Here is a 13,595-nt window from a genome sequence, read left to right on the forward strand (position 1 = left end):
GGAGATCGAGGAAAGGAGAGCTTTCATGGAAAAGCAGGAGAGCATGCACAGCTTCTCTCGCAGGAGCTTCATCAAGGGGGCCGCGGCCCTCGGAGCCGCTGGCGCCCTGGCCGGATGCAGCGCCCAGGGCTCGAACCTGGCCGAGACCGGCGGCCCCGTGCCCGAGACCAAGATCTTCGCCGGCGCCTGCCGCTCCCAGTGCGCCAACGGCTGCTACGTCAACGTGCACGTGCGTGACGGCCAGGTGGTCCGCACCACCGCGGGCAAGTTCGACGACGGCCCCGAGTTCAACCGCATCTGCCCCAAGGGCCTCTCGCTGCCGGCCCGCGTCTACAGCTCCGAGCGCCTGCAGTACCCCATGCGCCGCATCGGCGAGCGCGGTGAGGGCAAGTTCGAGCGCATCAGCTGGGACGAGGCCATCAAGGAGATCACGGACAAGTGGAAGGGCTACATCGAGGAGTACGGCCCCACGTCCATCGCGTTCTTCCTCGGCAGCGGCAACACCGGCACCCTGGGCGGCCCGGCTCCCGAGGGCTCGATCATGGCGCGCCTGCTCAACGTCATGGGCACGAGCCGCGTCCTGCCCGACCGCGACATCGCCACGCCGATGTCCCACACCTACATGTTCGGCCCGGGTGCCCACGGCCATCGCGCCGCCGACACGGTGAACGGCGACCACTTCATCATCTGGGCAGGCGACACCGCCGTGTCCGAGAAGCAGCGCACCCACTTCTTCCTCGAGGCCCGCGACCGGGGAGCCGACCTCATCGTCATCGACATCGCCTACCGCACCATGGCCGGCAAGGCTGACAAGTTCATCCCCGTGCACCCCGCCACCGACGGCGCGCTCGCGCTCGGCATCATCCACGAGGTTCTCGAGCAGGGCTGGGAGGCCACCGAGTTCCTCCGCGAATTCACCGAGGCCCCCTTCCTCATCAAGGACGACGGCAAGTTCCTGCGCATGAGCGACCTGGGGGTGGCGCCCACGACCACCACCGATGCACAGGGCAAGGAGACCACCGTCGACCCGTGGGTCGTGTGGGACGAGGACACGCAGACCGCCATGCCCTACACTGAGGCGACCAAGCCCGCCCTCGGCGACGTGCCCGACATCAACGGCTTCCACGTGCGCACCGAGATGGATATGATCCGCGAGGCAGCCGAGCCCTGGACCCTGGAGCGCGCCTCCGAGGTGACCGGCACGAGCATCGAGGACATCAAGTACCTTGCCCACCTCTACACGCAGGAGGGCAACGTGATGACGGACATGAAGTACGGCCTCAATCACTACAACAACGGCATGTACACCTCCAAGTGCATCAACTCGCTGCTCCTGATCACCGGCCAGATGTGCTTCCCCGGCAGAGGCATGTACACCGGCGAGGGCAACTTCGGCGAAGGCAACACCCAGGCGACCATCTCGATGCCGAGCGCCTCGGGCGAGAAGCCGCGGGGCGTTGGCGCCACCCTCAACTGGACCGACTTCTGTAACATCGTCCAGACGGGCAAGAAGATGGGCAAGGACTTTCCCATCAAGTCGTTCTACGCCGTGTGCACCAACATCGTCTCCAACCAGACCGAGCAGAACGAGACCATCAAGGCGCTCAAGGCGATCGAGTTCATCGTCATCCAGGAGATGACGATGAACGACACCTCGCTCTACGCCGACATCCTGCTACCTGCCTGCCACTGGTTCGAGACCTCTGACCTCCGCGTCCGCTACTACGGCAACCCCTACCTGCTGTGGAATGAGAAGGCCGTCGAGCCGCTTTACGAGAGCAAGCCCGACGCTGATATCTACCGCCTCATCGCCGACGCCATGGGCTATGGCGACTTCTTCCAGTTCACCGACGACGAGTACCTCAACGTCCTGCTCTCCACTCCCTGGGGCAAGGCGCACGGGGTCACCATCGACAAGATCCGTGAGAAGAACTACCTGCGCTGCGAGGTCAGCGGGCCGGTCGCCCATCCGAACGGCGAGTTCTACACGCCGAGCAAGCGCGCCTCGTTCTACCGCGAGGATCCCAAGCCCGACTACATGATGGGCCAGGAGCTCGACATCGAGAAGGAGAAGTTCACCCTGTTCTGGGAGCCGGCGCGCGAGGCCGACCTGGACAACCCCATCCGCGAGAAGTACCCCTTCAGCGTCTGCTGCGAGCACATGCGCACCCGTACCCACACCCAGTGGTACGACGTGGACTATATGAAGGAGTTCGAGAAGCAGCCGGTCTGCCGCATCAACCCCGAGGACGCCGCTGAGCTGGGAATCAAGGAAGGCGACACCATTCGCCTGTACAATGACCGCGGCTCGGTGACCCTGCTGGCCACCATCAACCCCGGCGAGCAGCGCAAGGCGCTCCACTGCCCGCGCAGCTTCCTCACCCGCGAGCACATCGACGGCGACCTCGCCACCACCACTTTCAATGACTACAACCAGGCATGCCGCAACCAGTCCTACTTCGACTGCGCCGTGGCCATCGAGAAGCTCTAAGGAGGAGGGAAACATGACCCGATACGGAATGGCCATCGACCTGTACCGCTGCATCGGCTGCCAAGCCTGCACTACGGCCTGCAAGATCTCCAACAACCTGCCCAAGGACATCTCCTACAACGTGGTGTACACCAAGACCGACCACGACTGGGACGGCTCCTTCGGCACCGCGGTGGTGAAGGGCGCCCTCGCCAACGACAACGCTGGCGGCACCTTCCCCAACTGCATCCTCGAGTTCATGCCGATCCAGTGCCAGCACTGCGAGAACCCCAGCTGCCTGCGCGTGTGCCCCACCGGCGCTACGCAGAAGCGCGATGACGGCATCGTCTGGGTTGACCCCGAGCTGTGCATCGGCTGCGGCGCCTGCATCATGGCCTGCCCCTACGAGGGCGTCCGCACTCTGAGCGAGGGCGATCCGGAGTACTACCTTGATGTCGTGGTGGGCGAGTACGACGCCCCCAAGCACATGGCGGGCATCGTGGAGAAGTGCACGTTCTGCAAGAACCTCATCGACCGCGGCGAGGTGCCGGCGTGCATGGACCTGTGCCCCGGCCGCGCCCGCTACTGGGGCGACCTGGACGACCCCAACTCCGAGGTGTCCAAGGCCATCGAGGGACGCAAGTACCACAAGCTGCGCGAGGGAGCCGGCACGGCGCCCAACGTGTACTACCTGCTGCCGCCTGAGCGCTCCTAGCGCTACGGCACCAACCGCCGACCCGCGTCGATCCCCTCCTCGACGCGGGTCGGCCTGATTCTGAGGAGTGACCATGGTCGACGAGAACGAACTGCGCACGGTCGTCGGGAAGGCCGACGCGTGCGAGCTGCTGGCTGCCGCTGCGCCCTTCCCCACCGAGGAGCTGGCACGGGGCCTGGCCGAGGGCACGCTTGCCGCTGACGCGCGGGGCTGCCTCGAGGACTGCGGCATCGCGCCCGATGAGGCCGCGGATGCATGCGCGGCATGGAACGAGCTTGTCGGATGCGACGCCGACGCGCTGCTCGGCAAGCTGCGGCGGGCGCACTCCCTCCTGTTCATGCGTCAAGGCGACGGCGTGGCCGTGTGGCCCTACGAGTCGGCCTTCCGCCATGTCGTGGACGGCAAGGACGGTGAGCCCGCGCTGTTCCGGGCCCCCATCACTTTGGCCGTGGAGGGCTCGATGCGCGACGCGGGCGTGCTGCCCGAGAATTCCCGCGTCGAGCCCTGCGACAGCATATGGAGCGAGCTGTCGTTCCTGTCGTACGCGATCGGCAGCGAGGCGGCAGCGCTCACGGCGGAGGACGAGGAGGGCGCCGCGCTCTGGCGCGAGCGCTCAGAGCGCTTCGTCGGAGAGCACGCGCTTCGCTGGCTCCCCGCGTTCTTCGAGGCCGTGAGCCACGCGCTGCCCGTCGTCGTCGACGACGACGAGGCGCGCACCTTCTACGCAGGGCTCAGCGCCTACGGACTGCGCGTCATGGAGCTGCTGACCGAGCACTAGAGCGCTGCCTGCGGGGCGCTCACAAGGTGCTCACGGGGTGCGCGGCGTCGTCAGGCCCGCGTGCTCCGACGGGCTGGCGGATTACCCGCCGGCGTTGCGGAGGGGGGAGCTCCCCGACGGGTAATCCGCCAGCCCGTCGGGGAGCTCCCCCTCCGCGTTGATCGCCGCAAGGCGAACTCCAGGCCGCTTTCCAGACGAGCACTCGTCTGGCGGATGGCCGAGATCCGCGCGTTCGCATAGGGCGCATATCGCCCTGCGCGAACGCGCGCCCACAGGAGGTGCCGCGTTGCGCAGGGCGCGCATTCGCGGGAAAGCCCAACACAGCGCATGGGCGCGCGCCTGGCATAACGCAGGCCTCCTCCGATTGCCCGTCCCACTCCCCCTTCCCTCTTCCCGTGCGAAATGCCGCGCTAAAATGGCCAAAAGATCCGCTTCGACGACAGAATACGTCCGATAGAGCACCTGGGAGCGCGAAAGTAATTTTTGGTAAACTTCGTGACCTGGGACTATGCGCCTGAGATCCTCGGAAGCTGGTTCCCCTCCGTCGTCAAACCGTCGATTCTGGCCATTTTAGCGTGGCTTTTCGCACGGGCGGCGACGCAGACGCCTCCGACGACCGGCGGCGAGGGCACATGCCCGCACAACCCGAATCGCCTGCGTGACCCGCAGAGGCCTGCCGCGTAGGCGCCTCTGCCCCTTAACTGCAACGATCGCCTGCGCCCAACCGGCAGGCCAGGCCGGGGCCGATGGCAGGGGCCGCCCGCGACAGAAGGCGTCGTGAATCGTCCGCGCGTCTGCCCCCCAGGCGATCTGCGCCGCGCCTGACTTCCGCATGTCGGCCGTGCCGGCGCCCGCGCCGCCTCGCGCACCGCTACGCTGGTGCCCCACGCCGCCTCGCGCACCGCTACGCGTCCGCTAGCCGAAGCGGATGAGGCGGGACAGGTCGCCCGCTTCGCGGTCTACGCCGAGGACCCGCGCGCGCAGCCGATCCTGACGAGCCGGGTAGTCGGCGCAGCGAGCATGCGAGCGCAGCCCGAGCGTCTGCCGCAGCGTCTTCACCAGGCGCTGGAAGTCGCCCGGTCGGTAGAGCTGGTCGCGCGTGACGCTGACCATCGTGACGCCCATGGCCTGAAGCGCCGCCCGCCGCCGCGCGTCGGCGCTGATGCGCAGGGCGCCCGTATGCGCGCGTTCCCCGTCGTACTCGACGGCGACGCGGCGATCCGGCCAGTAGAGGTCGCAGCGGTAGTGGCCCTTCTCCGCTGCCGCGCGCCATCGACGCCCCGGATCGAGACGATAGTTGAGCAGGGGCTTGGGAGCGCCCAGGCCGCCTTGGCTCATGGGAAGGCCCACGATGAGCGCGAGGGCCGTCTCCATGGGGGACTCCGCTCCCTCCCCGATGTGCGGCAGCACCTTGCGCAGGCGCTTCACCCCCGCGACGCCAGCGTTTCGCTCGACGCAGCGCGAAATCGCGCGGACGGTCGTGAGCGGCGCCGCGCTTGCGATTCCCTCCTCGCGGCTCCGGTCGACGCGGTAGCCGCCGCAGAGCTCATGGCCCAGAAGGATCAGGTCGACCTCATCCACCCAACGCGCCATCTCGAGCAAAAGCAGCTCGGGGCCGAGGGCATACGCGTCCCCGCCAAGGGAAACCAGCTGGTTGAGCGGAAGCTCCGCCGCCCAGCGGTGGAACGCAACGCGATCGGCGGAGCGAGGACGCGCGCCCACGAGGTCGAGCACGTGGAGCGGGATGTCGGACGAAAGGCCCAGAGCCTCAGCGCAGGCACGCGCCCGCCGCGCCGTGAGAGGCTCGCCGTCAGGCCTCAAAAGGGCGCGCGACGAGCTCGTCGGAACGTCAAACCGACCCGAACGGAGGATAAACGTAGCCGTATGTTTACAAAACACGGTTTTCACGGAGGGATTATAGCGACTGGCCCCGCAAAGGGAAGTGCCTGGGCGGGAATCCGCCGAAAAAGCCGTCCCGCACGCTCCGCAGGCACGAGGGGACGCCGCACCCCCCCTCTGAAAAGGGCGACCCGACGCCGCCCGGCGATCCCTTCGCCCGAGGACGACGCCGCGCTGCGCCCGCCCGACGTTCCCGCCCCGCGCCCGCCTGCGAGGGATCCCCAGAACGCCCGCTGCCCCTCCCCGAAGACAGCCTAGGGCGCGCTCGAAACGCCCTCTCGCGCAAAACGGCGCTCTAAAATGGACGGAAACGACGCCTTGACGACCGAATTCGTCCACCAGGACACTGCGATTTCCGAAAGTTTGCTAAAGAAAACTTCATGACCTGGGGTTTTGCGAAGCGAAGCGCGGCGAGAAGCCAGGATGCTGTCGTCAAACCGGGTTTTCCGTCCATTTTGGCGCGCCGTTTTGCGCGAGAAGCGCTGACCTCCCCCCCTTGCAGCCCCAGGCTCCCGGAGAAGAGGCGCCCTAAGTTTTCTCGCGCGGGCGCCCCGGAAGAAAAGCCGAACCGGATCCCGCCACGGGGCACATGCCCCGGCCGCGCCAAAATCCTCTTTAGAAGCGCGAACCGGCTGCTTGACGGGCCGTGCCGCATTCTCAACGGCCCGTCGGCCAGCCGCCGGCCGCGCTAGAGCGTCGTCGTCCCGTCGGACTGCGCGATGCGCGTGAGGGCCGCGCGCTGCGGGCGGGATTTCTCGGGCATGAGCGCCAGGCAGGCATCGACCAGCTTGTCGGGGCGCAGCGACCCGGTGGGCTTGGCCTCCAGCGCAAACATGACGGAGCGCCCGTCATCGGCCAGGAGCATCTCGCCCGCCAGGTACTCGGCGACCGCCAGCTCCTTCTCCTTCTTCTTGCGCACGACGGTGACCGCGTCGGGCACCGGCCACTCCCCCACCGGCGCCGTGAGGTCGACGCGGTAGGTGCTGAGGGGATAGGCCACCGACGCAGCCGGCGCCGCGTGTTCCACGTAGGCGCACTCAAGCGCCATGAGGTCGTCAGGGCTCCCGGCCCGCAGCGCCTCGAGGCACTTGGCCGGCGCCACGTAGCGGGTGAGGAACAGGTCGTAGAACTCCCGCTCGCCGCCCACGCCCACGGGCAGCGCGGCGCCGAAGGCGATGCGCATGTGGGGCGAGAATCCCTGGCTCACGGCGAAGGGAAGCCCCGCGCGGCGCACCGCGCGCTCAAGGGCGCGCGCCACCTCGAGATGCGACAGGAGCGCCAGGCGCCCGGCCTTGCGAAAGACCACGCGCAGGCGGAACAGGCTCGGATCAGCCATGGCACGCGCCTCCTTCCGGCGCCCCCGCGCGGGGCGCCCCCTCGTCCGCGCCGCGCGTGGCCCCGGCGCCCGCCGGCGCCACGCGCGGCGCGGCCAGCTCGTTATCCACCCCCAGCGTGGGGCAGGCGCCGCAGCCGGTGCAGGCGCCGAAGGTGCAGTCGGGCGTCGTCTCGCCCGCGGCCGCCCGGCGCCGCTCGAGGGCCAAGAAGCGCGTCGACACGCCGGTCGAGACGTGGGCCCACGGCATGACGTAGCCGGGCTCGCGCGTCACCTGGGCGATGGCCTCGGGCTCAAGGCCCACCTCGGTCGCCGCCTCGCGCCACGCGTCCTCGTCGAAGTGCTCCGTCCAGGCGTCGAAGCGGGCGCCGCGGCGCCAGGCCGCCTCCACCCAGTCCGCCGCCTCGCGGCCGCCGCGGCTCATGACCGCCTCGACGAAGCTCGTCTTCGGGTCGTGGTAGTGCACGTCCACGGCCTTGTACTTGACCGAGCGCTTGAGCAGCCCCACGCGCCGCAGCACCTCGTCGGGGCTGATCTGGCCGTCCCACTGGAACGGCGTCTGGGCCTTGGGCACGAACACCGCCACCGACACGCCCATGCGCACGGACCCGCGCTGGTCGGGCGGCACGGCGGCCTTGGCGCGGTCGTAGGCGCGCTGGGCCAGGCTCGCGATGCCCTTGATGTCGTCGTCGGTCTCGGTCGGCAGGCCGATCATGAAGTAGAGCTTGCAGCGGCGCCAGCCGGCGGCGAAGGCCGCGTCGATAGCGCCGAACAGGTCGTCCTCGGTGACGTTCTTGTTGATGACGTCGCGCAGGCGCTGGGTGCCGGCCTCGGGCGCGAACGTGAGGCCGCCCTTCTTCTGGCCGGCCACCAGCCGCGCCATCTCCACGCCGAAGGCGTCCAGGCGCTGGGAGGGCACCGACACGCGGATGCCGCGGCCGTCGCAGGCGCCGTTCACGCGGGCGAGGATCTCGGCGATCTGCGAGTGGTCGGTCGAGGACAGCGACGTCAGGCTCACCTCGTCGTAGCCCGTCTCGGCCAGGCCGCGCTCCACGGCGGCCACGATGTTGTCGGCGGAGCGCTCGCGCACCGGGCGGTACATCATGCCCGCCTGGCAGAAGCGGCACCCGCGGGCACAGCCGCGCAGCACCTCGACGTTCAGGCGGTCGTGCACCACCTCGGTGTAGGGCACCACGGTGGGCTCCCAGGCGTCGCTTCTCGCGAAGCCCTCGAACACGCGCCGCTCGATGGCGGCCGGCACGCCCGGCTCAATCGGCTCGGCCCAGCTGCCGGCCTCCTGCGCCTCGGCCTCGGTCCGCCAGCGATAGAGCGAGGGCACGTAGGTGCCGGGGATGGCGGCGAGCGCCCGCAGGATGGCGGCGCGCGGGGCCCCGGCGTCGCGCAGCTCGCGGATGCGCGCGAGCGTCTCGGGCGTGGCCTCCTCGCCCTCGCCGATGGTGATGGCGTCGAAGAACGGCGCGTAGGGCTCGGGGTTCAGGGCGCACGGGCCGCCGCCCAGCACGATGGGGTCGTCCTCGGCGCGGTCGGCGGCGCGCAGCGGGATGCCGGCCAGGTCGAGCACCTCCAGCACGTTGGTGGCCGCCAGCTCGTGGGGCAGCGTGATGCCCACCACGTCGAACTCGCCCACGGGCGCGCAGCCCTCCAGCGAGAACAGGGGCAGGCCCTCCTCGCGCATGAGGTCGGCCATGTCGGCCGCGGGCAGGAAGGCCCGCTCGGCGGCCAGGCCGTCTGCGGCGTTCACCGCGTTCACGAGGATGCGCACGGCCTGGTTGGCCTGGCCCAGCTCGTAGGTGTCGGGATAGACCATGCAGAAGGAGAAGGCGTCGCCCGCCGGCGCGCCCGCGCCCCACTCGTGGTCGAGGTAGCGCGCCGGGCGCTCGACGCGCGCCAGCAGGGGCCGCAGCCGCGGCCACAGGTTCGTCTGAGGCACGGGCCCTACCCCCTCGCCCGGCCGCGCACGGCGCGCACAAGGCCCGCCGCCCCGCGCTTGGCCGCGTCGATGACGCGCTCGCCGGCCGGCGTGGCCGCGGCCCGGCCGGCCGCCTCCACCGCCTCGTCACGCGCCCTCTGCACGACGCTCGCCAGTCCCACGATGTCGCCGCCGGCCTCGAAGTACTCGATGGCCGCCCGGCCCATGGCCTCGGTGCCGGCGAAGCCCACCGCCGCCTTCACCGCCCAGCCGAGCCCGGGCACCAGGCCCGCGAACTGCCGCGCGATGTTGCGGAACAGGAAGGCGCCGCCCACCACGGCCGCCAGCTCCTTGATGCGCTCGCCGTTCAGCGGCTGGCCGTAGGCGGCGGCTATCTGGAGGAGCATCTTGGCCTGGTTGAGCGTCATCACCGGCATGTCGGCGCCGGGGATGAACACCACCGCGCCGATGCCGGCGTTCTGCAGCGCCGTGGCGTTGACGGCGTCAACCGCCAGGGGCCGGCGCACGAAGGGGAAGGCCAGCGCGAAGGCGAGCTTCTTCTCGGCGCAGGCCGCGATGACCCAGTGCCCCATGCGCACGTCGAGCGAGGCGCGCGCCGCGTCGTCGAGCGCGATGGGCTCGCGGGCGGCGTCGGCCAGGGCAACCGGCAGCTCGCCGGACGCGGAGGGCGCCGGCGTGTCGGGCGCGGCCACGTCGCCGGCGGGGATGGGGCATCCGGCGGCCTCGGCCCGGGCGCGCACGGCCGACGGGCTCAGCGTGGCCACCATCACCGGCGTGCCGGCGGCGCGCACGGCGGCGGCCTGGGCGCCCACCCGCGGGCCCTCCCCCGCCACGATGACGGCCATGTCGTCGCGGCCGGTCGGCTCCACCAGCCGCTCGCCCTCCAGATACCCGATGGTCACCCGCGTGTTGGCGCCGGGGCTCGCCAGGAGCGCGCGCACGTGCCCGGCCAAATCACCCGGGGCGGTCTCGTCGATGTAGACGCTCACCGACAGCGGGGTGGCTGCCGCGCCGTCGATGTCGGTCGCCGCCTTCAAGACGGCCGGGATGTCAATGGGTAGCTGCATAGGCGCCCTTCCTTCCTAACGCGTTGTGATGGGTGCAGACCGACGCGATCAGCCCGAGCATGGCGAAGTTGACCACCATGAACGACGACCCGTAGCTGACGAACGGCAGCGGGATGCCCGTGATGGGCATGAGCCCGCAGGTCATCCCGATGTTCTCGAGTATCTGGAACAGCCACATCCCCACGACGGCGCACACGATGAGCATGCCGAACAGGTCGTCGGCCTCCCGCGCGATGCGCAGGGCCGCCATGATGAGCGCGATGTAGAGGGCCAGGAGCGCCACGACGCCGACGAAGCCCAGCTCCTCGGCGAGCACGCAGAAGATGAAGTCGGTGGGCGCCTCGGGCAGGTAGCCGTAGGTGGCCTGGGTGCCGTGGAGCAGCCCCTTGCCGAACAGCCCGCCCGACCCGATGGCGATCATGGCCTGGGCCAGGTTGTAGCCGTCGCCGGAGGTGTCGGCGTCGGGGTTGAGGAACACGAGCAGGCGGCTGCGCTGGTAGTTCTTGAGCAGGCGGTACTCGTAGACGCCCGGCGACTTCTCGTACTTGAGGAACTCGTCGATGACGAACACCGCCGCGATGGCCGCGATGCCGGCGAGGAGCGTGATGACGAGGTAGCGGGGCCGCGCGCCGCCCATGAGCAGCGTGGTGGCGGCGATGAACAGGTACACGAGCCCCGTGCCCAGGTCGGGCTGGGTCATGATGCACAGAAACGGGATGAGCAGCAGGCCGAGCACCTTGCAGTACTCGCGCGCGTCCTCGAGCGTGCCGCCGTAGCGGCTCACCAGGCTGGCCGCGAACAGCACGACGGTCACCTTGGCGAACTCGCCGGGCTGCACCTGCATGCCGATCTTGATCCACGACTGGGCGCCCTTGGCCCCCACGCCGATGACGGGCAGGTGGGGCGACAGGATGAGCACCACGTTGATGACGAGGAACACGATGGTCATGTTGGCCAGGCGCCGGTAGTCGAGGCGCCACAGAAGCGCCATGATGACAAGGCCGCCGGCCACGCCCGCCAGCTGGCGCGTGAAGCTGAAGTCGGCGTTGGTCGAGGTGGCCGACCAGCACACCACCAGCCCGTAGCCGACGAGCAGCGCGGCCACGGCGAGGAACCACAGAAGCGACCCGCCGACGCCGCCCAGGAGCGCGGGGCGGCTCGCCCGGGGGGCGGCGGGCGCGACGTGCACGGAGTTGATCTGGGGAAGCTCTGCCACGGGCCCTCCTAGTCCGTTCGCCCGGCGCTCGTGCCGTGGTACTCGACCGACTTGCCCGTGAACCCGGCCACCCGCTGGGGCGCCTCGAGGTCGGCGCCGGCGTCGGCGGCCATGGCCGCGCCGAGCAGCTTCGCCGCCACCGGGGCCGCCACCTCCGAACCGCCGCCGCCCTGGTCGATGATGACGGTGACGACGTACTTGGGGTCGTCGTAGGGCGCGTAGGCCACGAACCAGGCGTGGTCGGCCGCGCCGCTGTTCTCGCCGGTCCCCGACTTGCCCGCCGCCTGCACCCCGGCCTCGGCGAACATCCGGGCCACCTTCTCGTTCTCGACGATGACGCCGCGCAGGGCGTCGCGCACGTAGGCCAGGTGCGACGCGTTGGCGTCCACCTCGGTGACGACCTCGGGCTCGAAGGTCACCACCACGTCTCCCGCGGCGTTGCGCACGTCCTTGAGCAGGTGCGGGCGCATGATCCTTCCCGTGGCCACACCGCCGTAGGCCGCCGCTATCTCGAGCGGGGTCACCAGCACGTAGCCCTGGCCGATGATCATGTTGGTGTAGTCGCCGCCGCGCCAGGGGGCCTCGGAGGGCACGTTGCGCCAGCGCTCGGCCTTCCACGCCGGGGTGGGGATGGTGCCGGCCGCCTCGTTGGCCAGGTCGATGCCGGTGGCCTTGTCCAGGTTGAAGCGGGCCAGGTAGTCCTGCAGCGCCGTCTCGGACACCTGGCCGGTGCCGGCCGGCCCGTGGTCGAAGAACGCCTTCGCTATCTCGTAGAACACCACGTCGCAGGAGTGCACGATGCCCCCGCGCAGGTCGAGCCCGCCGTGGCCCGAGTGGTTCCAGCACATCTGCACGTCGCCCGACCCGAAGCCGTCCCACTTGCCCTCGCACACCCAGCCCGACGTGGGCGAGGCGAAGCCGTACTCCAGGCCCGCGAGCGACGTGAACGCCTTGTAGGTGGACGCGGCCGGGTACTGGCCGGATATGACGCGGTTGCTCAGGGGCTCGTGGGAGTCCTCGCTCGTGTAGAGGTCCCAGATCTCCTGGGGGATGCCGCCGGTGAAGTTGGCGGGGTCGAAGGTGGGGAAGCTCGACAGCGCCAGCACCGCGCCGTCGCGCACGTCCATGACCACGGCCGCCGCGGCCACGCCCCGGCCCCGGCCGATGACGCCGTCGGGCGCCACGAGGTCGGCCAGCGTCTTGTCGGCCACGTACTGCACGCGGGCGTCGATGGTCAGGTGCACGTCGGAGCCCTTGGTGGCCTGGGTCTCGCTCACCACCTCCACCGCCCGGCCGGCCGCGTCGGCCAGCACGCGGCGCTGCCCGTGGTCGCCGGATATGAGGCCGTCGTAGAAGGCCTCGACGCCGCTCTTGCCCACCGTGTCGGTGGCCTTGATCTCGCGGCCCTCCAGCTTCGCCTTGAGCTCGTCCTCCGACGGGGGCCCGGTGTAGCCCAGCACGTGGGCGGCCAGGGCGCCGAAGGGGTACTCGCGCACGGTGCGCGTCTCGACGGCCACGCCGGGGAAGGCGTCGGAGTGCTCGGAGATGAAGGCCACGTCGCGCAGGCGCACGTCGTCGGCCACCACGCGCTGGGACTGGGCGCCGCCCGAGGCGTCCTGGATGCGCTGGCGCACCACGCCGGCGGGCACGCCCAGCACGGCTGCCAGGCGCCGCACCACGTCGCGGTCGTCGGCCACCTCGGCGTCGGCCAGCACCGTCTGGCTCGAGCGGTTCTTCACCAGCGGCGTGCCCTGGGCGTCGCAGATGAGCCCGCGGGGCGCCGGGGTGGACACGGTGGAGTAGAGGTTCTTCTCGGCGTCGCGCGAGTAGTCCGACGACGAGAGCACCTGGAGGCTCCAGAGCTTGGCGCCGAGCGACCCGAACACGGCCGTCGCCAGAAGGCCCAGGGCCACGAAGCGCGACCTGAGGCCGTCGGCGGGCTTCTTCACGGCGGTCTGGCCGCGGGTGACGTGCACGTCGCCGGCGCCGGACGGGGCCCCGTCGAGGGGCGAGGTGCCCACGCCCACGGTGTCGAGCTGCTGGACGTCCTTGCGCGGGGCGGCCGCCGACGCGCGCCGGCTGCGCACGATGGCGACGGCCACGATGACGGCCACGACCACGAGGCCCGCGGCGATGGCCGCGATGATGGCTGCGAGCAAGACCTAA

9 protein-coding genes are annotated in these 13,595 nt (G+C 70.2%); 3 read left to right on the forward strand and 6 right to left on the reverse strand.

The features are described 5' to 3' along the window. Positions 1–25: 25 nt before the first annotated feature. The 3 genes from LPT13_RS07500 to LPT13_RS07510 all read left to right on the forward strand — a co-directional run bounded on the left by LPT13_RS07500 (position 26) and on the right by LPT13_RS07510 (position 3,963). Positions 26–2,491, forward strand: coding sequence for a molybdopterin-containing oxidoreductase family protein (locus LPT13_RS07500; protein ID WP_242165162.1), 2,466 nt, complete (start codon positions 26–28; stop codon positions 2,489–2,491). A 13-nt stretch (positions 2,492–2,504) separates the two neighbouring features. Further along, positions 2,505–3,185: a 4Fe-4S dicluster domain-containing protein gene (locus LPT13_RS07505; protein WP_242165165.1), complete on the forward strand. Its 681-nt coding sequence runs from the start codon at positions 2,505–2,507 to the stop codon at positions 3,183–3,185. 73 nt (positions 3,186–3,258) lie between these two features. Continuing rightward, positions 3,259–3,963, forward strand: coding sequence for a TorD/DmsD family molecular chaperone (locus LPT13_RS07510; protein WP_242165168.1), 705 nt, complete (start codon positions 3,259–3,261; stop codon positions 3,961–3,963). Between the two features lie 915 nt (positions 3,964–4,878). On the opposite strand, the gene LPT13_RS07515 is transcribed toward LPT13_RS07510, so the two are convergent. The 6 genes from LPT13_RS07515 to mrdA all read right to left on the reverse strand — a co-directional run bounded on the left by LPT13_RS07515 (position 4,879) and on the right by mrdA (position 13,588). Beyond that, positions 4,879–5,697, reverse strand: a complete 819-nt coding sequence (locus LPT13_RS07515) for an endonuclease domain-containing protein (protein WP_242165170.1) — start codon at positions 5,695–5,697, stop codon at positions 4,879–4,881. 853 nt (positions 5,698–6,550) lie between these two features. Further along, a complete protein-coding gene (locus LPT13_RS07520; protein ID WP_242165172.1) occupies positions 6,551–7,198 on the reverse strand; it encodes a TIGR03936 family radical SAM-associated protein in 648 nt (215 codons plus the stop codon). After that, positions 7,191–9,146, reverse strand: a complete 1,956-nt coding sequence (locus LPT13_RS07525; protein ID WP_242165174.1) for a TIGR03960 family B12-binding radical SAM protein — start codon at positions 9,144–9,146, stop codon at positions 7,191–7,193. The genes LPT13_RS07520 and LPT13_RS07525 overlap by 8 nt, the downstream gene beginning before the upstream one ends. 5 nt (positions 9,147–9,151) lie before the next feature. Beyond that, positions 9,152–10,213, reverse strand: coding sequence for a YcjF family protein (locus tag LPT13_RS07530; protein WP_242165177.1), 1,062 nt, complete (start codon positions 10,211–10,213; stop codon positions 9,152–9,154). Continuing rightward, a complete protein-coding gene (gene rodA / locus LPT13_RS07535; RefSeq protein WP_430622569.1) occupies positions 10,197–11,429 on the reverse strand; it encodes a rod shape-determining protein RodA in 1,233 nt (410 codons plus the stop codon). Before rodA ends, LPT13_RS07530 begins: the two co-directional genes overlap by 17 nt. 8 nt (positions 11,430–11,437) lie before the next feature. Next, a complete protein-coding gene (gene mrdA / locus LPT13_RS07540) occupies positions 11,438–13,588 on the reverse strand; it encodes a penicillin-binding protein 2 (protein ID WP_242165179.1) in 2,151 nt (716 codons plus the stop codon). Positions 13,589–13,595 lie beyond the last annotated feature (7 nt).

The sequence above is a fragment of the Adlercreutzia faecimuris genome, assembly GCF_022669055.1.
Classification (GTDB): Bacteria; Actinomycetota; Coriobacteriia; order Coriobacteriales; family Eggerthellaceae; genus Enterorhabdus; species Enterorhabdus faecimuris.